Source organism: Flavobacterium sp. (genome assembly GCF_039916025.1).
Taxonomy (GTDB): Bacteria; Bacteroidota; Bacteroidia; order Flavobacteriales; family Flavobacteriaceae; genus Flavobacterium.
On record NZ_JBDSMB010000100.1, the window covers coordinates 1 to 19,959 of the forward strand.

General features: G+C 35.0%; 28 protein-coding genes. 10 read left to right on the forward strand and 18 right to left on the reverse strand.

From position 1 onward, the window contains the following. From ABIQ27_RS06690 to ABIQ27_RS06705, 4 genes are all read right to left on the reverse strand, one after another. A partial coding sequence (locus ABIQ27_RS06690) for an SRPBCC domain-containing protein (protein WP_348033008.1) occupies window positions 1-465 on the reverse strand: 465 nt, incomplete at its 3' end. 22 nt (window positions 466-487) lie between these two features. Continuing rightward, complete coding sequence (locus ABIQ27_RS06695) at window positions 488-928, reverse strand: SRPBCC domain-containing protein (protein WP_348033009.1); 441 nt, start codon at window positions 926-928, stop codon at window positions 488-490. A gap of 8 nt (window positions 929-936) precedes the next feature. After that, window positions 937-1,416: a DinB family protein gene (locus tag ABIQ27_RS06700; RefSeq protein ID WP_348033010.1), complete on the reverse strand. Its 480-nt coding sequence runs from the start codon at window positions 1,414-1,416 to the stop codon at window positions 937-939. Between the two features lie 27 nt (window positions 1,417-1,443). After that, window positions 1,444-1,746, reverse strand: coding sequence for an EthD family reductase (locus ABIQ27_RS06705; RefSeq protein WP_348033011.1), 303 nt, complete (start codon window positions 1,744-1,746; stop codon window positions 1,444-1,446). Between the two features lie 149 nt (window positions 1,747-1,895). On the opposite strand from ABIQ27_RS06705, the gene ABIQ27_RS06710 reads away from it, so the two are divergent. Further along, window positions 1,896-2,870 carry a helix-turn-helix domain-containing protein gene (locus ABIQ27_RS06710; protein WP_348033012.1) on the forward strand — a complete coding sequence of 325 codons (975 nt, stop codon included), beginning with the start codon at window positions 1,896-1,898 and terminating at the stop codon, window positions 2,868-2,870. Here the strand turns inward: ABIQ27_RS06710 and ABIQ27_RS06715 are convergent, their stop codons facing one another. The 9 genes from ABIQ27_RS06715 to ABIQ27_RS06755 all read right to left on the reverse strand — a co-directional run bounded on the left by ABIQ27_RS06715 (window position 2,871) and on the right by ABIQ27_RS06755 (window position 10,082). Beyond that, on the reverse strand, window positions 2,871-3,041 hold the full coding sequence (locus tag ABIQ27_RS06715) for a hypothetical protein (RefSeq protein ID WP_348033013.1): 171 nt from the start codon (window positions 3,039-3,041) through the stop codon (window positions 2,871-2,873). It abuts the gene before it with no gap. 78 nt (window positions 3,042-3,119) lie between these two features. Beyond that, window positions 3,120-3,287 (reverse strand): hypothetical protein, encoded by a 168-nt coding sequence (locus tag ABIQ27_RS06720; RefSeq protein WP_348033014.1) that lies wholly within the window; start codon window positions 3,285-3,287, stop codon window positions 3,120-3,122. A gap of 107 nt (window positions 3,288-3,394) precedes the next feature. After that, window positions 3,395-5,041: a PAS domain-containing protein gene (locus ABIQ27_RS06725; RefSeq protein ID WP_348033015.1), complete on the reverse strand. Its 1,647-nt coding sequence runs from the start codon at window positions 5,039-5,041 to the stop codon at window positions 3,395-3,397. Between the two features lie 83 nt (window positions 5,042-5,124). Continuing rightward, window positions 5,125-5,625, reverse strand: coding sequence for a GNAT family protein (locus ABIQ27_RS06730; protein WP_348033016.1), 501 nt, complete (start codon window positions 5,623-5,625; stop codon window positions 5,125-5,127). A 15-nt stretch (window positions 5,626-5,640) separates the two neighbouring features. After that, window positions 5,641-6,072 carry an SRPBCC domain-containing protein gene (locus tag ABIQ27_RS06735; protein ID WP_348033017.1) on the reverse strand — a complete coding sequence of 144 codons (432 nt, stop codon included), beginning with the start codon at window positions 6,070-6,072 and terminating at the stop codon, window positions 5,641-5,643. A 92-nt stretch (window positions 6,073-6,164) separates the two neighbouring features. Next, entirely contained in the window at window positions 6,165-6,761 is a 597-nt protein-coding gene (locus ABIQ27_RS06740) for a hypothetical protein (protein ID WP_348033018.1), read from the reverse strand. A gap of 104 nt (window positions 6,762-6,865) precedes the next feature. Further along, window positions 6,866-7,408: a hypothetical protein gene (locus tag ABIQ27_RS06745; RefSeq protein WP_348033019.1), complete on the reverse strand. Its 543-nt coding sequence runs from the start codon at window positions 7,406-7,408 to the stop codon at window positions 6,866-6,868. Between the two features lie 6 nt (window positions 7,409-7,414). Then, a complete protein-coding gene (locus tag ABIQ27_RS06750) occupies window positions 7,415-8,890 on the reverse strand; it encodes an alpha/beta hydrolase-fold protein (RefSeq protein WP_348033020.1) in 1,476 nt (491 codons plus the stop codon). A gap of 124 nt (window positions 8,891-9,014) precedes the next feature. Beyond that, window positions 9,015-10,082, reverse strand: coding sequence for a branched-chain amino acid aminotransferase (locus tag ABIQ27_RS06755; protein WP_348033021.1), 1,068 nt, complete (start codon window positions 10,080-10,082; stop codon window positions 9,015-9,017). Window positions 10,083-10,363: 281 nt separating this feature from the next. Between ABIQ27_RS06755 and ABIQ27_RS06760 the strand changes: the two genes are divergently transcribed. The 6 genes from ABIQ27_RS06760 (at window position 10,364) to ABIQ27_RS06785 (ending at window position 13,057) form a co-directional block, all read left to right on the forward strand. After that, on the forward strand, window positions 10,364-10,906 hold the full coding sequence (locus ABIQ27_RS06760; protein WP_348033022.1) for a DUF4920 domain-containing protein: 543 nt from the start codon (window positions 10,364-10,366) through the stop codon (window positions 10,904-10,906). A 52-nt stretch (window positions 10,907-10,958) separates the two neighbouring features. After that, the gene (locus ABIQ27_RS06765; protein ID WP_348033023.1) at window positions 10,959-11,399 is read left to right on the forward strand and encodes a hypothetical protein; all 441 of its coding nucleotides are present in this window, start codon (window positions 10,959-10,961) and stop codon (window positions 11,397-11,399) included. Between the two features lie 2 nt (window positions 11,400-11,401). Then, window positions 11,402-12,064 carry a tRNA (5-methylaminomethyl-2-thiouridine)(34)-methyltransferase MnmD gene (gene mnmD, locus ABIQ27_RS06770; RefSeq protein WP_348033024.1) on the forward strand — a complete coding sequence of 221 codons (663 nt, stop codon included), beginning with the start codon at window positions 11,402-11,404 and terminating at the stop codon, window positions 12,062-12,064. A gap of 125 nt (window positions 12,065-12,189) precedes the next feature. Then, window positions 12,190-12,390: a hypothetical protein gene (locus ABIQ27_RS06775; RefSeq protein WP_348033025.1), complete on the forward strand. Its 201-nt coding sequence runs from the start codon at window positions 12,190-12,192 to the stop codon at window positions 12,388-12,390. 107 nt (window positions 12,391-12,497) lie between these two features. Next, a complete protein-coding gene (locus tag ABIQ27_RS06780; protein WP_348033026.1) occupies window positions 12,498-12,713 on the forward strand; it encodes a hypothetical protein in 216 nt (71 codons plus the stop codon). Between the two features lie 149 nt (window positions 12,714-12,862). Beyond that, window positions 12,863-13,057 (forward strand): hypothetical protein, encoded by a 195-nt coding sequence (locus ABIQ27_RS06785; protein WP_348033027.1) that lies wholly within the window; start codon window positions 12,863-12,865, stop codon window positions 13,055-13,057. 34 nt (window positions 13,058-13,091) lie between these two features. On the opposite strand, the gene ABIQ27_RS06790 is transcribed toward ABIQ27_RS06785, so the two are convergent. After that, entirely contained in the window at window positions 13,092-14,033 is a 942-nt protein-coding gene (locus ABIQ27_RS06790; protein WP_348033028.1) for a LysR substrate-binding domain-containing protein, read from the reverse strand. A 114-nt stretch (window positions 14,034-14,147) separates the two neighbouring features. Between ABIQ27_RS06790 and ABIQ27_RS06795 the strand changes: the two genes are divergently transcribed. The 3 genes from ABIQ27_RS06795 to can all read left to right on the forward strand — a co-directional run bounded on the left by ABIQ27_RS06795 (window position 14,148) and on the right by can (window position 16,869). Then, window positions 14,148-14,435 (forward strand): hypothetical protein, encoded by a 288-nt coding sequence (locus ABIQ27_RS06795; protein WP_348033029.1) that lies wholly within the window; start codon window positions 14,148-14,150, stop codon window positions 14,433-14,435. A 55-nt stretch (window positions 14,436-14,490) separates the two neighbouring features. Continuing rightward, window positions 14,491-16,146 carry a SulP family inorganic anion transporter gene (locus tag ABIQ27_RS06800; RefSeq protein WP_348033030.1) on the forward strand — a complete coding sequence of 552 codons (1,656 nt, stop codon included), beginning with the start codon at window positions 14,491-14,493 and terminating at the stop codon, window positions 16,144-16,146. Window positions 16,147-16,233: 87 nt separating this feature from the next. Beyond that, a complete protein-coding gene (can, locus tag ABIQ27_RS06805; RefSeq protein WP_348033031.1) occupies window positions 16,234-16,869 on the forward strand; it encodes a carbonate dehydratase in 636 nt (211 codons plus the stop codon). Between the two features lie 42 nt (window positions 16,870-16,911). On the opposite strand, the gene ABIQ27_RS06810 is transcribed toward can, so the two are convergent. The 4 genes from ABIQ27_RS06810 to ABIQ27_RS06825 form a co-directional block, all read right to left on the reverse strand. Next, the gene (locus ABIQ27_RS06810) at window positions 16,912-18,117 is read right to left on the reverse strand and encodes an LETM1-related biofilm-associated protein (protein WP_348033032.1); all 1,206 of its coding nucleotides are present in this window, start codon (window positions 18,115-18,117) and stop codon (window positions 16,912-16,914) included. Between the two features lie 55 nt (window positions 18,118-18,172). After that, complete coding sequence (locus ABIQ27_RS06815) at window positions 18,173-18,748, reverse strand: YdeI/OmpD-associated family protein (RefSeq protein ID WP_348033033.1); 576 nt, start codon at window positions 18,746-18,748, stop codon at window positions 18,173-18,175. A 6-nt stretch (window positions 18,749-18,754) separates the two neighbouring features. Beyond that, window positions 18,755-19,285 carry a superoxide dismutase family protein gene (locus tag ABIQ27_RS06820; RefSeq protein ID WP_348033034.1) on the reverse strand — a complete coding sequence of 177 codons (531 nt, stop codon included), beginning with the start codon at window positions 19,283-19,285 and terminating at the stop codon, window positions 18,755-18,757. A 68-nt stretch (window positions 19,286-19,353) separates the two neighbouring features. Further along, on the reverse strand, window positions 19,354-19,878 hold the full coding sequence (locus tag ABIQ27_RS06825; RefSeq protein ID WP_348033035.1) for a hypothetical protein: 525 nt from the start codon (window positions 19,876-19,878) through the stop codon (window positions 19,354-19,356). Window positions 19,879-19,959 lie beyond the last annotated feature (81 nt).

The following is a 19,959-nucleotide window of genomic DNA, read 5'->3' on the forward strand; positions in this document are numbered from 1 at the left end:
TACTATTTCGGCATTAAAGCCCTCGGTATCTTTTGGATTAGGATTTCCTTTACCGGTAGTAATAAGATTGAAAAGGCTTTTTTTGATATAATTAGTCCACGAATCATTGCAGATATGATAGCATTCATATTCAGGCACCAAACCTTCATGAGTGAATTTTACTTTTGTTTTGTTGGCTTCTGTCGAAATCTCAAAAATAAGTTTCGTATTTATCCACTCTGTTTTGTCTTCAGTAAAACTGAATTCATTTTCCAGAACTAGGTACACTAATTTTTGGTTGGGTACGATTTCAATAAGTTTGATTTTGCACAGATGTACATCTCTGTAATGATAAAAAAATACTTCATCAAGTTTGTCTGTGTTGCCTTCAATTTCTTCTGACCACCAGCCACGAAAGTTTTTAATTGCATTGAATGCTTCTGTTGGTGTGTTATCAACCAATATGGTTGCTGTGTAATTGTCCATGGTTTTATTTTTTATGGTTTGACTATTTGCTCATTAATTGTAATGGCATTAGAAATTTTTGCATATACTGGCTCCATGCAGAAGAACAAGAATCGTAACATTCAATTTCGGGTGTTAAACCAATATGAGTAAACGCTACTTGTGTTTTATTATCTTGTTTTGAAATCTCAAAACAAATCTTCGTTCCGGTCCATTCGCTTTTATCTTCAAGGAAAGATAGATTACTTTCGGTAACCAACCAAACGATTTTTTGATTAGGAATCAATTCTACTAATTTATGTTTTGTATAGTGCAAACCACCACCAGCACTAAAAGTAAACTCATCATTGAGCTTGTCGAAGTTTCCTTTAATTTCTTCTGCATATAATCCTGACCACCAGGCAGGGACATTTAAGATAGTATTGAATATTTCAGATGGAGATTGGTCTATTAGATAAGTCGTGGTAAAATTTGATGCTGCCATTTAAATAATTATTTAAGTAGTACTAATTGCCCCATATGGTATTGCAAGTGGGAAGTTCTTGTTATGATTATATTTAATTTATTGCGATGTGGCTCTTTTGCAAAATCTTCGGCAGAAACAGCAGTATGTCTTTCAAACCATTGTTCAGGTTTCAAACTGTCAAATTTTTGTTTTAATACCTCACATTGGTTAGTCCAAAAACTTCTCAATTCAGCTGCCAGTGGAAGTTGCACTACTGCTTTATCCGGTGATTTTATAAACGGCTCATTTAATTCAGGATATAGTTTTTCGCCCAAATCCAGTAGTATCAGCATATCATCATGTACAGCGATAAGATGTCCTAATAAATAAATTCCTCTGTTCTTGCCCGGAGCAATTTCTTTTTGCAGATTTTCATTACTCAAATTATCAAGCAGCGTATCGCAACTTTTTATCGATGCATACCAACGGTCGAATACCATTTTTAAGCTAATTTCTGTGGTTGTCATTTTTTTGTTTTTTAATGGTTATGAAAATTAAACATTTTTTGTGTCATACAAATAAATCTGAACTTCTTCATCACTTGCTAAAATTCTTCTGTCGACAGTGCATTGTTGTCCTATTTCTGAACGAAAAGCGGTCATCATTGTTTCAAGAGATTCAAAATACAAGTTGGCTATGCGATAAGGTTCTGGATGATCTGTTATTGAGGCAATTGGACCATCATTTATTTCATATTTTAATAAACCAGGTAATTGGTTTGCTAATGGGATGTGTACTTCAAAATAGTGTTTTTCAAAAAAATCTTTGTCTTTAGGTGTTTTGTATATCACAGTCATTTTTGCCATTTGAATCATAGTTTAAGAAGTTGTTATCTTTTACAATACAAATCTAGTGTCTAAATATTACTTATGTAGGGTGTGAAATAGACTTTTTAATGGGTTGATTTGGACATATTATTTGTATATTTTTGTAAAAAATATTTAGTATGAAATCAATAATCATTTTGATTCCCGAAGGAGAAAATAATTTAAGCAGTATTGCAGGCGCTTATGAAATTTTCAGCAAAGCAAATCAGTATTGGAAACAAATTGGCAAAAAAGAAATCTATACCATTCAATTAGTTGGTGTTTCTAAAGAAGTGTCATTGCAAAATGGTTTATTTTCTATTACACCACATTCTACTATTTCGGATGTTACTAAAGCTGACTTAATTATCATTCCTTCAATGAATCATAATTATGAGAAGGTTCTTAAAACTAATAAAGTATTGGCTGATTGGGTAGCAAAGCAATATAAAAATGGTGCTGAAATTGCAAGCATTTGCACTGGTTCTTTTTTGTTGGCATCCACAGGTTTGTTAGATGGTAAAAGCTGTTCCACTCATTGGGCTGCTGTTGCTAATTTTAAAACCATGTTTCCAAAAGTTAATGTACAAGCGGATTACTTGATTACGGATGAAAATGGAATTTATACTAATGGTGGGGCCTATTCTTTCTTGAATTTGATGATTTATTTAATTGAAAAATATTTTGACAGACAAACAGCAATCTATTGTTCCAAAATATTTCAAATTGAAATGGATCGCAACAGCCAATCAGAATTTATCATCTTTACCGGCCAGAAGCAACATGGTGATGATATGGTATTGCAAGCGCAAGCCTATATCGAAAGCAACCTTGACGAAAAAATATCTGTGGAAAATTTGTCTGACAGATTTGCTATTGGCAGACGGACTTTTGACAGGCGATTTATAAAAGCTACCGGAAATACGCCTTTAGAATATTCGCAACGGGTAAAGATTGAATCAGCCAAAAAAGCTTTGGAAACTACACGCAAAACCATCCATGAAGCTATGTATGATGTTGGTTATTCTGATGTAAAAGCATTTCGGGAAGTCTTTAGAAAGATCACTGGAATATCACCATTGGAATACAAATCAAAATACAACAAGGAAAGCTAATTAATATTCATCTTCAAAAATATCATAATCATTCTTTAATAGAGGGTTGTATTCCCTTTTTAAAGAATCATTAAATTCTTTTTCCTTTTTATAAGCGATCTCCTGTTTAATAACCATCACAATTAAAGCGATTCCAATTAGTATAAAAATACCTGTAATTATCAAATTCATAGCGGTCTGTTTTAAAATCAAGGTAAAAATACACCACATTAAAATCACAAACGTTTTGTAAATGTTATAATAAGATTACTATTTATTATCATTGAGTTCGCCTTCGTCGTCTTTTTGATATTCGGGTTCCTGATTGAAAAATTCCGTTACCTCTTTTTCGTCTTTTAAATTTTTAATAATAAGGTAAGCAACCAAAGCGATTGCTGCAATCACAACAATTCCTATAATCATCCAGTTAGTTTCCATGATTTACTATTTTACTTAAAAATAAGGTAAACATTTTAAAATGAGCAATATGGTAAATTACCAAATTGTTATTTCTTAGTTTTCAGGAGATATAAAAGAAAACAAAATCACTTAAATAAAGCACTTCTTTTATCGAGTAACGAAGACACATCAATATTGAGATTTGTATTTTGTCTTTTCTGATTATAAACCATGTTTAGCTCAATCATAAACCTGTCCATTTCTTCTGAAATTTGATGTAGTTTTTTGGAGATTTCCCTAACCTCATTCTCGCTAAGTTCGTGGTCAATAATCAGAATAGATAGTCCCATCATCGTGGAAATTGGCCTGCGGATGACATGACTGATATCAAAGATGATTTGCTCAATGGAGGCGATATAATCTACTAAAGGAGTGATGTCCTGAGTTGCTCCGTACCATATCATTTTTCCATCATCGCTTTTTTCGGGGACAGCCTGTAACCAACGCCATCTCACTTGTCCTTTAACAAGCATTCGATATTGAATGCTAATTAGTGACTGTGTCAGAGAAGCTTCTTTCATGTGAGCCTTGAATTTAGCTTTATCGTCCTCATGGATTATTTCTCTGAGTTTTCCTGGTAGTTCTTCGAGATCCTCCAAACCGATGGAATGATTAAAATTGTCCGTTCCACGGTTCATAAAAAGCATATTGGCCTCTCCGTTCTCATCTAATTCAAACATATAGGTATTACCAGGAACCTGACTGGTGACTTTTTTTAATAATTGTTCACTTTGTCTGATTTTTTCCTCAGCATTTATCCGTTCGGAAATATCAATGTGACTGCCAAGGGTTATATTGGTTAAATTTCCATTGGTATCCCGAAGCCTTCTGGCACGTGACCAAATCCAGACCCAATCCCCATTTTGATGCAGCATGCGAAAATAATTTTCGTATAACCCCATTGAACCACCTTTTAAAAATTCATCGAAAAACTTTGTGGCAGACTCACGGTCATCGGGATGGAGCCTTTCAATCCAAGTGGTAGCCATAGTGTCATCCCAGGCGCCATCTGGACGGTCAAGCCCAAGCATCGCAAAATATTGTGAACTATACCATACGCGATTTGTATCGAGATGGTATTCCCACGCTCCTGTATTTGAAACTGTAATAATTGATTTATATCGCTCTTCGCTTTCTTTCAAGTTCTCTAATGCTTCCTCTTTTTTTAATATTTCCTTTTGCATAGCTGTTAAACCGTTACGCAGGTGATTCGTTGCATAATATTGCAAAGCCAGGATGGTACCAAAAGGAATGATGGTGCCAATCCACCGGGTTATTGGTGTATGTACCACAGATGGAGTTGGTAATTGACCGATGGATTCCAGATAAGCCAGCCAAAAGTCTGTCCCCAGCGATAATAAACCAATAGCCAATCCGCCTCTCCAGCCCAATAAAAAACCGGCTGTTAGGATGACACTCATTTGCGAGAGTATGCCTGGCGCAAATATTCCTCCGGCAGTGTAACAGGGAATAGTCATATAGAGCCATACCATAATGGTTAGCGACCAGCTTGCCTGACGCGTATAGCCAAAACGGTTTAAGCTTAGATTAAAAACAGCTATAAAGAATGAAACACAAAGAAATGTCAGCCATCGATACCATACCTGAGGATAGTAAATAAATCCTGCCGAAACAATTACACCAGTTACTACTGACCATATTATTGTCAGTACATATACCATATAACTTTGGTAGTCCTTTTCCTTGTTGGGTATGGTAAAAACGTTGGTCATAAAACGGTTTAGGATAGCTTAGTTGTGCTTTGTAAAGTTAAAAAAAAATTCGGCTATTCTACATATCCGACATTGTAACTCAATTATATACTTCGCTTCAATTCATAGTCAACACTATCATCGTCAAATTCAGAAATTTTTGTAAAGCTAAGTCTTTCCAGAAGCTTGATTGCGCTTTTGTTTTCCTGATTTGTTTTTGCCCAAATGCGTTTGAGTAGAACCGTATTCAAACCAAAGTCAATTGCCAATAACATTGCAGAAGTCATATAACCTTGTCCTCGGAATTGAGCTAACAGAATGCAGCCCAATTCGCCTTCACCTTTGTCGAGTCCACGATAGTAACCACAGGTTCCGACTATTTTATTGGTTGTGTTGTCGGCAATTCCCCAGTGAATAGAGTTGCCATCATTATAATCATTTATGATTTTGGTATTCATTGCAACTGCTTGTTCCAATGTTGTAGCCTGAACTCCATCATAAAAGGAAATTTCGATGAGGTCAACAATGTCGGAAGCTGTGATTTCACGCAGCGTTATTTTGTCGCCAGCAATAGTGGGGAAGTTTTTGTAGGGTGGAAGTTTCATTTAGCGAAGTTATGCTCAATTTTCAGATTCAACAAGTTCTTTTAAGCCTTTTAGGATTTTGTCCCAGCCTTTTACGGATTTTTTATAGCGCTTTTCGGCGCCTTCTTCTTTACCAACATCGTCAGTTATAGATAAGGTGGTTTTGCCATCTTTATATTCCAGCGTATCCGTTACCGTTGAATGACCCGGAGAACCATGATTGGCTAAGGTATATTGCAACAATTTCTCTGGCTCAATTTTTAGTATTTCGCCTTTTAGTTCAATCTTGAAGAAGAAGAACATTCTGCCTTTAAACGTTATGGGGCTTCCGGATTTCCATTGAGAAATAACCCTGCAGTTAAAAAAGTATTGCTGTGTTTTCTCGGGATTAGTCAGCGCATCCCAAACCGCTGAAGGTTCTGCTTTTATTACAATATGTTTCTTTACGATGTGATTAACATTTTTCATTTTTTTCTTAAAGTTAAAAAACTTTGAGTAATAAATGTTACAAGATTATAAGGTGGTTTAATTAGCACAGATTATAAATCAGCGCCATCATTTTATAAATTTAGTTCTTTCTTTTGTCTTTTAATCTCATTTACATATTCATTACTGTATTTCTTTGCTCTCAAGTAAAAAATCAATAAAAGGAAAATGCTAATCACTAAATAGTACCAATCCAATTTATAAATTGTAAGAAGAATTATAATCAGTTCTATTATTACTAAACCTTTAAATGAATCTGATAGCACATAATATCTGTCTGCATGTTCAATTTTTCCAGCATTTCTAATCTTAACGCATATCTCATTGAAATCTCCATCTGTTTTTGCCCATTTTATATCTCGGACTCCAACAATCCTATCTCCAAATATTAATATATGAATCCATTTAAATTTTTTAGACTTAGACAATTTTTGCCTGAATTTTTTAGAGAATAAATTCATAAATATCAAATTGTCAATGCTCAATATCACATGACCAATTATATAGCAAATTGGAATGGAAAGAAAAAGTAATAATCCTTCATTATGAATATCTTCTGCGAAAAGAAATCTTTTCAAATCTTCTCTAAAGACTAGGGAAATTAAGACTAGTCCAATTAGTCCATTGAAGGTATAAACTATTAAGTCCCGATATGTAAGTTTGTCATTCATTGATTGGTATTTGGTTTATTGGTTACGTGATAAATAATTGGTGATAACTCGTGCATTGGTCTCCGTCTTTTAAAGTTTCAGTAGTATTGGTTTTCATAGTTACGTTATTTAATTTTTGACATATACATATACCAGTTCCATTCCCAGGTTTTTCCATTGTCATCAGAAAACGCCTGACTCCAAACAGGATTCTCAACATCTCTTGCATCCCAACGGAAAATAACCAATATAGGTTTGTCGTTAAAGGTGTCTTTGGTAACAAAATGCCCAACCTTATTTTCAAACGAACCAAGAACCGGCGGATCTAATTTTCCTAAGTTGGAATCTGCCCAATAAATGCTCCATAACTTTGTTTCGGGGCTGAAAAGCCTAACGGTCATTCCTTCAAAAGGTTTTCCGTCAAAGCTTGCGAGGAAATTGTCGATATTCCCGAGTCCGTTGAGGATGCGATACATTTCCTGTGTCGATTCAAATTCTATCCATTCGGTGCAATTCGATAACCGACTTTTTAATTTTTTGTTTTTGAGATTCCATTTACCTTCAAAGAAATCAAAGTCGTGTTTTGATGAGGTAGTGCTTGGTGTGATAAGTAAATCTCCATTGGAAGTGAAGTTTATTTTCGGGATTTCTAGGTCTTTCGTGGCCATAATATTTTATTTTTTACCTGCATTAACTTTCGCAATCCATTCCATATATTTCTGCTTCAGAAAGGTAAAACCCTCTTTTCTATACTCTGGTGTATGAATGGTAAAGTGATCTCCCGGATAATAAGCAAACTGAAAATCAGCTTTCAACTCATTCATTTGTGTTTCCAATAGTTTTACGGCATGGTTTAAAAGGAAATTATCTCCATTACCAACTGTTACTCTGATTTTTCCCTGTAAGTTGGGTTTTAGTATTTCCCAATCTCTTTTTAGGTTAGCCGAAATATCATACTTTTTCCAATGTTCGAAAACTTTGGAATCTATTTCTCCTGTTGAGGTGTTGCATATCCTTTCAGGTTTGCCGTCTATTCCTTTCTTACTAAAGACAGCATTAAAAGAATGTATTTGTTCGCCTCTATAAACCACCTCTTCCATTTGATAAATAGTTTTCATAGTTCCCCACGGAATAAAACCAGCTACAGTTGCAACTAATCGTTGGTTTCCATCATTGTCATAAAACATGTTTTTGTCTTCGTATAAGTTTATCTTTTGAAAATTTCTAAAGTCAACCGGATCCGGTGAACTCGACCAACAGCCATCAAAGACTTTTGGATATTGTGTCTGAAGCCATAAAACTGTCCAGCCGCCACTGCTATGTCCGGTTAATAATCGGGCACCGTTGCATCGGAATTTATTTTCTAAAGCTGGAATGAATTCGGTTGTTAAAGCATCGCCCCAAGGACCATTGTTATCACTATTGGCATACACACTATGACCTAACGGACAATTTCCATCCAAAAAAACTGAGATAACAGATTCATCTACAAGCTCTGGTGCCGTAGTTTCTTGTCCTGAAAAATAATGATAATCTGCGCCATAACCAAAAACAGTAAACACCACTGGGAATTTCCTATCGGGTTGGGTGTAATATTCATTTGGAAGCACCACCGCTGCATCGACCGTCATCGGTTTATTATGAAAACTACTAAGTAATGCCGAACTTACTTTAAGCTCTTTTACATGTTCGGTTTCTTTGAAAGTCTGCTCGGGAACGACTTTATCCGCTACGACGCTGAAAGTTTTTTTGATGTCTTTGGTAAGCTCAACCTTTATAGTTTCATTATACAAATTGCCTGGACTATCGGCTATTGAGCGACCTCCAAGATTTCTGTCCCATACTATCTGAATGTAGTATTCACCTCGTTCAATATCGGACAGCGCAGTAGGGTAGGAAACCGCTTTGTCATCTATGATGATGTCTTGTCCCGGTTGTATGTTTTTTACGGCAACTGCAAAGCAGGGAAACTTATCCAAACCAACTGAACCTGTTCTGGGTTCTTTGTTTTCTTTTGATAAATAGGCAATGACATTTCCGGTAAATGGTTTGTTATAAACGGCAGCGGTGTAACTGACTTTGAATTGTTGACTATAGCCATTGGTTACAAATAAGAATACGATTAAAAGAGAGCAAAATGATTTTTTCATGATTGTGATTTTTGATTGTGAATTTCTTGTTTTGTAAATGTAGCTAAAATAATAATGCACAAAAAAACTCCGGGTTTCCCCGAAGTCTTTATATATTCTGTAAACTGCAAACTGTGACTGAATACTAAACCTTCACTGTCCAGTCAAAAGTATCTTCGGCAAGGTTGTATTGAATTTTAGTTAGTTTTTCTTTTAACTGCAAAGCAATAGAGTTTTCAATTTTTGGCAACTCATAATAATGTTCCTGATATTGGAAACCTACAATTGGGCTAACCACAGCGGCGGTTCCTGCTCCAAAGATTTCTTTTAAGCTTCCGTTTTTAGCACCTTCAATTAATTCAGAAACCAAAACCGAACGTTCTTCCACTTTGATACCGTCGCGCTTGGCGATAGCAATCAAACTCTTGCGTGTTACACCATCCAGAATTCTTTCGCTTGTTGGTGCGGTGCAAATTGTATCATTAAACCTAAAGAAAACATTCATTGTTCCTGCTTCTTCCAGTTTGGTATGCGTTGCATCGTCTGTCCAGATGATTTGTTGGAATCCTTGTTCCTGTGCTAATTTTTGAGGATAAAATTGAGCCGAATAATTTCCGGCCGCTTTTGCAGCACCAATTCCACCATTTGCAGCACGGCTGTAATGTTCAGCTATAATCACTTTCACTTCACCCGAATAATACGAACGGGCAGGCGAGAGGATAATCATAAATCTGTATTGTGTTGATGGTTGTGCAATAACGCCCGAACCAATCGCAATCATAAATGGTCTGATATATAAAGTATTTCCCAATCCTTTCTTTACCCAGTCTCTTTCCATATCGACTATGGTTTTTAAACCTCCGAGAAAAATGTCTTCAGGAACTTCGGGCATTGCCATTCTCACTGCAGATTTGTTGAAGCGATCCAGATTTTGGTCTGGTCTGAAAAGCCAAACATCATCGTTTTCGTCTTTATAAGCTTTCATTCCTTCAAAAATGGCCTGAGCATAGTGGAATACTTTTGCTGAAGGATCAATTAAGAAAGGTTCGTAAGGTTTGATAACTGGTTTTTGCCATTTTCCATCTTTGAAATCACAAATCAGCATGTGGTCTGTAAATATGTTTCCGAAAGCAATGTTTTCAAAATCGACTTCGCTAATTTTAGAAGAATTTGCTCTAACTATATCGATTTCGCTGGTAGTTTTTAACATCATTTAATAATAGGTTTTACTTCAGAAAACAATTCAAAATATTCATAATCAATCTGTTACAATTAGTTCTCTGAAAATTATAATTGTGTTGTTAGTTTTTGTAAAACTAATAAAAATATGGTTGCATTTTGCATCACTAAAAAAAATTGAAAACTTTTTTCAAAATGGCATTTTTTTGACTATTTGAGGGATTGATTTCACAATGAAAACTTAAAATAATTGTTAATTTAGTAATTGAATTTTGCTAAACTTCTTATATTCGCAACACTTTAAAAACCACTCTCATGAAATCAACGATTCACGAATACCAACTAAACAATAATTTAATAATGAGTAAAAAATTAAACATTATCCTGGTTATGCTATTGCTATGCGTTGGAACCACAGTAATGGCCCAGAAAAAAGCCAAAGCTTTTAATAGCAAAGAATACGCTTTATTTGGCGACAATTTCAAAGTAACCAAAATTTATACTAAAGACCAAATGTTGAAAAAGTATAAAACATTAAAAAAAGGTGATACAATCAACGTGCAATTTCAATCTAACATTAAAGCTGTCTGCAAAAAGAAAGGCTGTTGGATGAAAATGGGATTAGCCGGTGATGATGAATCATTCGTAAAATTTAAAGATTATGGTTTCTTCGTTCCGTTGAATGCCGATAACAGCGAAGCCATTGTAAACGGTAAAGCATTTGTTGATGTTGAATCTGTTGAATCATTGAGACATTATGCTAAAGATGGCGGAAAATCTGCAGCTGAAATTGCAAAAATCACTAAGCCGGAAGTAACTTATTCGTTTTTGGCGGATGGTGTTTACATCAAGAAATAGATAAGTGAGATGAGATGCTGAAATAAATTCAGCATAAATAAATTCAGCATAAATGAAAAAAATAATCGCGATTGTTCTGGTTTTTGGTTTGTTTTCCTGTCAAAAGAAAGAAGAGAAAGTTAAAGAAGAGAAATGTTCTCCGGGCAAAGAAAAGAAACTTGAAATGTATCAGATGTCAGAAATGGCAGCTTTGATGGAACAAATGTACGTTGATAATAAACGACTGAAGGAACGTATTCAAAAAGGGGATACTCTTGGACAATTTCCCAAACATTTCTTGAATATTTATAATGCTAAATTTACAGATGAAACAGATAATGATTTGTTCTTTAAAGAAAAGGCTAAAGAATTTATAATCACACAACAGTTAATTTACAGCGATCCTAAAAATGCGGAAAAACATTTCAATGCTGGAGTTGATGCTTGTTTGAAATGCCACGAAAGTAAATGTGGCGGACCAATTCCTAGAATCAAGAAATTGTATATAAAATAATTTTGAAACGCGAAATTATCCAAACCAATGATGGTTCTACAACCATTCATCTGCCGGAATGGAATGAAAGTTATCATTCAAAACACGGCGCCATTCAGGAAGCATATCATGTATTCATAAAAAATGGGTTTTCACTCTTCGGAGGAAAACCCATTGCTGTTTTGGAAATTGGTTTTGGCACAGGCTTGAATTGTTTTATCACGTATTTAGAATCCAAAAAAAATAAGCAACAGATTGATTATGTTGGGTTAGAAGCGTATCCGGTTGATTTGGAGGAAGCGATGCAAATGAATTATCCTGAAGAAATTGATGCAGATGAGACAGTAATTTTTAAACAAATGCACGAATGTCTTTGGGAACAGAAGAATACAATTTCGGAAAATTTTACGCTAACCAAGCGTAAACAGTTCTTTCAGGATATTGAGAATGTGGCTACTTTTGATTTGATTTACTTTGATGCCTTTGGTTTTAGGGTGCAGCCCGAGCTTTGGTCGGAAGAAATATTTGTAGCTATGTTCAAAGCATTAAAACCAAATGGTGTTTTGGTAACTTATGCTTGTCGTACTTCTATAAAAAAAGCGATGTTATCGGCAGGTTTTTCTGTAGAAAAATTGCCAGGAGCTCCAGGCAAAAGAGAGATGTTGCGCGCCACTAAAGCACTTTAAAATTTTAACAGTTTTAGAGTAGTAAATTTAACCTCAATTTTGGTTTGTGAAAAACAATATTCTTTACATTTGATACACCAAACCGTTCTTACATTATTATTTTAACTTAAATCTAATATTTTTTTATGTCTAAATCTATGTTAGACCACACTAAGAATGTGTTGAAAAGAGTAAGCTTTGATGTTTCTCTTTTCTGCAAAGAACTTGAAAAAGCATGTAAAGTTTTGCTACCTTTTGAAATAGAAGAATTAGCTTCATGGCTTTCAAAATTTATCAAGGAAAAACCAGAACTGCAGCATTGTATGTTGCTCATTGATAATAAATAAAACTAAAAGGAACTTAAACGGTTCCTTTTTTTATTTTTTTAACTTTTTATAAAAACTATTCCCCTTTTTATTTCGTAACTTTAAGTACACATTTAATACTTATTGCTATGGGACAGATGATGTATGATTACACGAAATCTTCGATTGCTAAGGTTAGTAAAAACAAAGACCTTTTTGTGAAAGAACTAGTTAGGGCATCCAAAACGCTTTTACCATACGAAAGGGATAATCTAATCAATTGGTTGTTTTATTTTACTGCTGATAAACCTGAAGCTCAAAAATGGCTTTATGAACTGTTAGACAAAAACATTTTAGTAAGTTAAAACCTTAAAAATATTCTAATACTTGCATTTCGTCGATTAAAATAGTGTTTTGACGATAATTTAAGGCGTTTTATTTTGTTTGAGAACTTTTTTTAATATACATTTACTAAACGTTCTTACAATAAGATAACCCCAAATCTTAACCAACTATGCCTAGAATGATCTACGATTACACGAAATCTGTGCTTGAAAGAGTAAGCTTCGATCCGGTACTTTTTGCCAAAGAGCTTAAAAAAGCCATTAAAAATTTATTGCCGTACGAAGTTGAACAGTTAAAAAAATGGCTGCAATTCTTTACGAGTGAGCATCCCGAATTAAAACAATGTTTGTCTGTAGTTAGTTAGCAGAAAGAAAATAAGGAGTTTGTGCAAAGGCTCCTTATTTTTTTTGTAGTGGACTTATGATTTGTACATTCTGAAAAACAATTGCGCCTTTTACGACTCCGGAGATAGTACTTCTCAAGGCATCAATTATGTGAATTTTCAATTCGTTTTTAGGAAAAATTAAACTAACTTCTCTTGCTGGTTTTGGTTCTTTAAAATGACGCAGTTTAAGTTGGTCTTTTTCTTTTAAATCCAAAGTATGCAAATAGGGAAGAAGTGTCGTTCCCAAACCTTCATCAGCCAGTTTTATCAAAGTTTCAAAACTTCCGCTTTCAATTTGAAAATGCGCTTTTTCATTGGCAGCCACATTCTTGCACAAGTTCAAAATACCGTCTCTAAAACAATGTCCGTCCTGAAGCAATAAGATATCATCTATATTCAAATCATCGACTTCAATTTCCTGTTTTTGAAAATTGCTGTGACCTTCGGGTATATAAGCAACAAAAGGTTCAAAATAAAGGACAACTTCTTTTATTTTTTCTTCTTCCAAAGGCGTTGCGGCAATCGCAGCATCTAAATGACCGTTATTGAGTTTTAGTATGATTTCATCCGTGTTCAGCTCTTCGATGATGAGTTTTACTTTTGGATATTTTTTGATAAAATTATTGAGAAACATCGGTAACAATGTCGGCATTATCGTTGGTATAATTCCCAAACGGAATTCACCGCCAATAAATCCTTTTTGCTGGTCTACAATATCCTGGATTCTATCTGCTTCGTTAACGATATTCTTGGATTGATTGACAATCTTTTGCCCGATTTCTGTAAGCTGAATTGGTTTTTTGGTTCTGTCAAAAATCTGAATCCCAAGTTCTTCTTCTATCTTCTGAATTTGCATGCTTAGCGTAGGCTGCGTAACAAAACATTTTTCAGCAGCTAGTGTAAAATTCTTGTATTCGGCTACTGCCAAAACATATTTTAGTTGTGTAATTGTCATTATATAGTAAAATTTGATACAAATATAAAAACTATAAGTTTAATTTATAGTTAATGAATGTTAAATATTTTATAATCCTTTTTCAAACCTATTTTGAATAGTTACTTTTGTGGCATGAAATTACTTTCAAGACTATTATTAATCGTGTTTATTGCTTTTCTTTCAACACCAACCTTGGTTACGTTGATTAAGAAAAATACAGACACATCTATATTTTATAGTTTTGCTGAAGAAGAAATCCATAAACAGGTAAAAGAGGTTAAAGCAGAACTAAAACAACAGTTTGACTATCCTTTTTTAGATTTAAAAATCGATAAAAATACCACAATCATTTCTGAAAACTTATCACGACACGATAACGTTGCTTCAGAAATCATCTCGCCACCGCCTGATTTAGCTTAATAATTTCGAGCCATCAACTTTTGATGGAACATTTTTATTAAACTAAATTATAGGTATGACAAAAAAAATCAATCTTTTTGCGAACCTCAAATCTGATTTTGCTTCAGGTTTAGTGGTTTTCTTAGTAGCACTTCCGTTATGTTTGGGAATTGCTCTGGCTTCCGGCGCGCCATTATTCGCCGGTATTATTTCAGGAGTTGTTGGCGGATTAGTAGTAGGTTATCTTAGCCAATCCCATCTTAGTGTTTCCGGTCCGGCTGCGGGTTTAACAGCTATAGTGCTAACCGCAATTAGCGACTTAGGAACATTTAATGCGTTTCTGCTTGCGGGTTTAATTGCCGGAATTATTCAATTGGCGCTCGGTTTTATCAAAGCAGGAAGTATTTCCAATTATTTTCCGACTAATGTTATCGAAGGTATGCTGGCCGGAATTGGAGTGATTATTTTTCTGAAGCAAATTCCACATGCTTTTGGATATGATCCAGATCATGAAGGTGATTTTGGCTTCTTTCAACCCGATGGAGAAAATACTTTTTCTGAAATTTTTCATATGGTAAATCACGTTCAGCCAGGTTCAATAATCATTACGTTGATTTCATTAGCGATTTTGATTGCGTGGACAAAAGTCAAGTTTTTAAAAGAGCTGAAATTGGTCCCAGCCGCTTTAATTGCGGTTGTAGTTGGTATTCTCTTGAATGAACTTTTCATCCAAACCGGAAGCAGTTTGGCTATTGGAAGCGCACATTTGGTTGGATTGCCGGTGCCAGGTTCGTTTGAAGAATTCGCCAGTGTTTTTGTAGCTCCCGATTTCTCAGCCGTTACCAATAGCAAAGTTTGGATTGTCGGAATCACCATTGCTGTTGTGGCATCGATAGAAACACTATTGTGCATCGAAGCTTCGGATAGGATGGATGTGCAAAAAAGATATACGGACACTAATATGGAATTGAAAGCGCAAGGTGTCGGAAATATTATCAGTTCATTGCTTGGCGGCTTGCCAATGACTTCAGTAGTCGTTAGAACTTCGGCTAACAACAATGCAGGAGCTAAATCTAAAATGTCAGCGATTATTCATGGCGCTTTGTTATTGATTAGTGTTTTGGCAATTCCGGCACTTTTGAATAAAATTCCGTTGGCGACTTTGGCTGCGATTTTATTATTAGTTGGTTATAAATTGGCCAATCCAAAAATCATTAAGCACTTTTGGGAAAAAGGAAAGTATCAGTTTGTCCCGTTTGCTGCGACTTTTATTGGAGTGGTTTTTACCGATTTGCTAAAAGGTGTGGCTTTGGGAATTGTAATCAGTATTATTTTTGTTTTGAAAGGCAATTTAAAGCGAGCTTATAATTTCAGAAAAGAAGAGTATGCCGACGGCGATGTAATCCACATCGATTTGGCACAGGAAGTTTCGTTCCTGAACAAAGCCGCTATTAAATCCACTTTAAGTGAAATCCCGGAGAATTCCAGAGTAATTATCAATGCTCACGATACCGTTTATATTGCTCATGATATTCTGGATTTGCTTCGCGAATTTAAAACAACAAGAGCCAAGGATGAAAATATCAAAGTAAAGCTCAAAGGTTTCAAAAAAGCATATCAGCTTGAAAACAGTAAAGAAACGCCCAACAAAGTTACCATTGAGCATTATTATGATGCGATGAAAAGAAAAACGGTGAAGAGAGAATTGCCAACAGAAGATTTTAACGATTAAAAAAATTAGTAAACCTAAATTGTAATTACTTACTTTTATAATCTAATTGTAAAAGGGTTTTTTGCAATTAAAAAACAACAAAAAACAATGGAAGATTTTTATAAAAAGATATTAGACAACAACAAAGAATGGGTTGAAAGAACCTTAGAAAAAGACCCAAATTATTTCAAGGATTTAGCGAAAGGACAAACGCCACCATTATTGTGGATTGGTTGTTCTGACAGCCGTGTTCCTGCAAATGAAATCATTGGTGCCAAGCCGGGAGAAGTTTTTGTACACAGAAACATTGCCAATATGGTTGTCCATTCTGATATGAATATGTTGAGTGTTCTGGATTATGCAGTGAATGTTTTGAAAGTAAAACACGTGATTGTTTGTGGCCATTATGGTTGCGGTGGAGTTAAGGCTGCGATGGGAAATGATTCCATTGGGATTATTGACAACTGGATTCGTCACATCAAAGATGTATATCGCCTGCACGATACTTATTTGGATTCTATTCTGAATGAAGATGATCGTTTCAATGCTTTTGTGGAATTGAATGCAAAAGAGCAGGTTTTTGATTTGGCCAAAACATCAATCGTCCAGTCGGCATGGAAAAGCGGGCAGGAGCTTACTTTACACGGTTGGGTTTATGGTTTGAATTCAGGATACGTAACCGATTTAAAAGTCAACATCAGTTCCAACAAAGATTTGGATGAAGTATATCAACTAAAATTCTAAAAACAAAAAATCGCCTTCGGGCGATTTTTTTATTTATTCTGTCTATGGAATTGGATCTCTTTCTTCATTTTCGTTAAAAGCTGATGGCAATAACTGTGGAATGAACTTTATCAGAATTGGCAGCAATAAAGCTCCGCCAGGCAAAAGAAAAATAGTCAATGACGGCACCGATTTACAAATGTCAAGCAGCTGGATTTTGATTTTTTTCTTTTCTTCCTTATCCAAATCCTTATGAGTTGATTTGGCTAACAGATGCATTAATTCTTTGCTTTGCGACAATTCTTTGACTAATCTTTTTTTGTTTCTGTTGATTAGGATTTGTACGCTTTCCGTAGTGTGGTCGTAGAAGTTTTTAACAGGATTGGAATTGTTGAAATACGGAATCTCCTTCTTATACTTTACAATGAAATTATTAATAAAATGAATGCTTTCGATAGTAAATGCTTCGGAAATGTTTAATTTTTCTCCAAGCTTGAACAGAAAATAACGCTCTTCATTTTCCACTTTTGCATCGCTCCACAAACTGATTCCGGCCAAGTCAACCATATAGAATTTTTCTAAATCATTGCTCAGATAACTCAAATCCAAGTCATCAATCGTTTTAATTTTGTCATTGGAAAACTTATTGTAGCGAACGGATGATTCAAAAAGTTTAATCAATAAATCATCATGAACCGAAATTCCGGTTTTAGATTTCAGCGAAAGCGAAACGATGCTAATAACTATATCTTCAATCTTATTGAAATATTTTTCAGGAAGTGAACCTTTTTGCAAGTATTTTTTGAATGCCAAAACATCTACAAAAAGAAGCGCATTGGTAATCACATGAGAGAAGTTTTTGCTAAACAAATCTTCGTTAGTCTGGACTCTGTCGTGTATTATTTTCTCCAGTTTGCTTGAGTTTGAACTGCTTGGCAATATTTTTTGCAAAGGATTAAAACCTTTTGGCGTAAGCAAATTATAGAATGCAACAGCTTCGGCAATGAAATGATTGGCATCAGTATCATTTTTGGTCAGGCAATACATTTCATAAAGTGTATTGAGCATGCCAATTTTTGAAATTTCTTCAGGAAGTCTTTCTGTAAATGAAATTGGATTAGGAACGTCAAAGCTAACGATGTGTCCAAAAATAAAACCTGTAGCGCGTGTATGTATATAGAACTCTTCTTCAGAAAGCAGAATCTGATCCGCAGTTTTCTGTTCTATAAAGAATTTTTCAATCCAACCTGGTGCAGAAGGGTTAATCATTTGAGTTGCTTTTACAATGCAAAACTAAATCTTTTTTATGATTGTTCTATCAAATTTAGAATGTATCTCTGGATTTAATGTTTTGTTCACAAAAGCTTATAATTTGTGTAATACGTGAAGCTCGGGTTTCTTCTCTTTTGGCTTGATTGAGCCAGTACAGATAGCTTTTTCTGTAGGATGGACTAAATGAATTGTAATTGTTTAAAGCTGTTTTATTTTTGGCAAAAGCCGCTGCTAAATCTTTGGGCATTTCTAAATTCTCGACACCATCAAGTGTTGTCCACGAACCATTTTTCTTGGCAGTTTCAATCTTCTTTAAACCACTTTCGTGCATTAAATTATCATCGATAAGCTTTTCGATATAGGTTTTGTTGAGTTTGCTCCAAACGCTTTTGTCTTTGCGCGGCGTAAACATTTGTTTGCGTCTTTCTTCATCAATTTTTCTCACAGTAGAATCTATCCAGCCATAACAAATCGCCACCTGAACAGCGTCTTCCCAACGCATGCTTTCTTTGTCGCTGTTAACTCTATAAAAAATAAGGTGAACTCCTTTTGACGAATGATGATTGTCATGCAACCATTCGCGCCATTCCTGAGCATTTTTGAAGTATAAAAGTTCTTTTTCTTCCAAGGTAAATTATTGTATAATCGCCGTACAGGCAACTCTTGCACCAGCATTTCCAGATGGCTGTGAAACGAAATCATCCGGTTTGTCATGAACAATCAAACCTTTTCCTAAAATATCTTTGGTAGCATCACCACAACCAATACACCATTCATCTGTTTTGAAAAGCACGGTTGCATTTCCGTCTGTATCTGAAGTGAAATTCCCAATGTCGCCTTTATGATATTCGGCATCGCCCCATTTTCCGTGTTTTTTGAACGTTGGATTCCAGTGCCCACCAGCGGAAGCAGCGTCACCAGCAGAGCAATCTGCTTTTTCATGAATGTGGATTGCATGAACTCCGGGATTTAATCCGGTTAATTTAGCTTCCAAGTAAACTACACCATCTTTTTCAGTAAAGACGGCGTTTCCTTGTACCTTGCTGCCACTTTTTGATTCAAATTGAATACTGACTTTTTTTGATTTATCAACAGTGCTTGAACTTTTACAACTGAATATAATTACACCGAGGGCTAAGATTCCCAAAAATATTTTTGATTTCATGACGTTTGTTTTTTAGACCAATAAAATTAAACAATTTAAAAGCGTAATGTCTTAAAGAAAGTTTAAAGTTATTTTGTTTTTTCGCCTACAAAATAATCACTCTGCGATTTGAATAAAACGTTGAACGTTGTCAAACTACCATAAATACGGGTAATGTATTGTTGCAGTTCTACTTTTTCGATTTCTTCAATTTTGCTTGCATTGATTTTTTGTTCCATTACTCTAAGACGATCACGAAGCATTACGATTTTGTGAAAGAACACATCTATCGGCACATCTTTATGTGCTAATCCAGCTTGTCCCGGTTCCAGTTTCATATTGCCACCTTTCCATTTATCTCCAATAGCAACAGGCTCTCCAAGTCCGTTCCATTTTTTAAGAATCGAAAGCAAACTTTGCTCAACATCATAGAAACTAATCGTGTCAACTTCGTTTTCTGCTGCTTCGATTACTTCAAATTCGCTATTGAGATCTATCGTTTCTAATCCGCCCTCAATAAAGGTTACCCAATATTCTTTTGTGGATACATTTGTTACAACGCCTTTGCCATATTCTGCGTGATTTATTCTGGAGCCAATTCCGAGTAGTTTCATTTGTTTATATATTAAGCCACTAAAATAGAAATTTCTTCGAAATAAAAAACTCTAAAACTGTAATAAACAAATCATTTGTGC

Excerpts from the sequence above, each read along its gene's own strand:
- ABIQ27_RS06790 (WP_348033028.1), bottom strand. The coding sequence starts at position 14,033 with ATGACAATTACACAACTAAAATATGTTTTGGCAGTAGCCGAATACAAG.
- ABIQ27_RS06775 (WP_348033025.1), top strand. The coding sequence starts at position 12,190 with ATGTCTAAATCTATGTTAGACCACACTAAGAATGTGTTGAAAAGAGTA.
- ABIQ27_RS06795 (WP_348033029.1), top strand. The coding sequence starts at position 14,148 with ATGAAATTACTTTCAAGACTATTATTAATCGTGTTTATTGCTTTTCTT.
- ABIQ27_RS06820 (WP_348033034.1), bottom strand. The coding sequence starts at position 19,285 with ATGAAATCAAAAATATTTTTGGGAATCTTAGCCCTCGGTGTAATTATA.
- ABIQ27_RS06785 (WP_348033027.1), top strand. The coding sequence starts at position 12,863 with ATGCCTAGAATGATCTACGATTACACGAAATCTGTGCTTGAAAGAGTA.
- can (WP_348033031.1), top strand. The coding sequence starts at position 16,234 with ATGGAAGATTTTTATAAAAAGATATTAGACAACAACAAAGAATGGGTT.
- ABIQ27_RS06720 (WP_348033014.1), bottom strand. The coding sequence starts at position 3,287 with ATGGAAACTAACTGGATGATTATAGGAATTGTTGTGATTGCAGCAATC.
- ABIQ27_RS06825 (WP_348033035.1), bottom strand. The coding sequence starts at position 19,878 with ATGAAACTACTCGGAATTGGCTCCAGAATAAATCACGCAGAATATGGC.
- ABIQ27_RS06800 (WP_348033030.1), top strand. The coding sequence starts at position 14,491 with ATGACAAAAAAAATCAATCTTTTTGCGAACCTCAAATCTGATTTTGCT.
- ABIQ27_RS06765 (WP_348033023.1), top strand. The coding sequence starts at position 10,959 with ATGAAAAAAATAATCGCGATTGTTCTGGTTTTTGGTTTGTTTTCCTGT.
- ABIQ27_RS06750 (WP_348033020.1), bottom strand. The coding sequence starts at position 8,890 with ATGAAAAAATCATTTTGCTCTCTTTTAATCGTATTCTTATTTGTAACC.
- ABIQ27_RS06755 (WP_348033021.1), bottom strand. The coding sequence starts at position 10,082 with ATGATGTTAAAAACTACCAGCGAAATCGATATAGTTAGAGCAAATTCT.
- ABIQ27_RS06735 (WP_348033017.1), bottom strand. The coding sequence starts at position 6,072 with ATGAAAAATGTTAATCACATCGTAAAGAAACATATTGTAATAAAAGCA.
- ABIQ27_RS06730 (WP_348033016.1), bottom strand. The coding sequence starts at position 5,625 with ATGAAACTTCCACCCTACAAAAACTTCCCCACTATTGCTGGCGACAAA.
- ABIQ27_RS06740 (WP_348033018.1), bottom strand. The coding sequence starts at position 6,761 with ATGAATGACAAACTTACATATCGGGACTTAATAGTTTATACCTTCAAT.
- ABIQ27_RS06695 (WP_348033009.1), bottom strand. The coding sequence starts at position 928 with ATGGCAGCATCAAATTTTACCACGACTTATCTAATAGACCAATCTCCA.
- ABIQ27_RS06725 (WP_348033015.1), bottom strand. The coding sequence starts at position 5,041 with ATGACCAACGTTTTTACCATACCCAACAAGGAAAAGGACTACCAAAGT.
- ABIQ27_RS06715 (WP_348033013.1), bottom strand. The coding sequence starts at position 3,041 with ATGAATTTGATAATTACAGGTATTTTTATACTAATTGGAATCGCTTTA.
- ABIQ27_RS06810 (WP_348033032.1), bottom strand. The coding sequence starts at position 18,117 with ATGATTAACCCTTCTGCACCAGGTTGGATTGAAAAATTCTTTATAGAA.
- ABIQ27_RS06760 (WP_348033022.1), top strand. The coding sequence starts at position 10,364 with ATGAAATCAACGATTCACGAATACCAACTAAACAATAATTTAATAATG.
- ABIQ27_RS06780 (WP_348033026.1), top strand. The coding sequence starts at position 12,498 with ATGGGACAGATGATGTATGATTACACGAAATCTTCGATTGCTAAGGTT.
- ABIQ27_RS06700 (WP_348033010.1), bottom strand. The coding sequence starts at position 1,416 with ATGACAACCACAGAAATTAGCTTAAAAATGGTATTCGACCGTTGGTAT.
- ABIQ27_RS06745 (WP_348033019.1), bottom strand. The coding sequence starts at position 7,408 with ATGGCCACGAAAGACCTAGAAATCCCGAAAATAAACTTCACTTCCAAT.
- ABIQ27_RS06705 (WP_348033011.1), bottom strand. The coding sequence starts at position 1,746 with ATGACTGTGATATACAAAACACCTAAAGACAAAGATTTTTTTGAAAAA.
- ABIQ27_RS06710 (WP_348033012.1), top strand. The coding sequence starts at position 1,896 with ATGAAATCAATAATCATTTTGATTCCCGAAGGAGAAAATAATTTAAGC.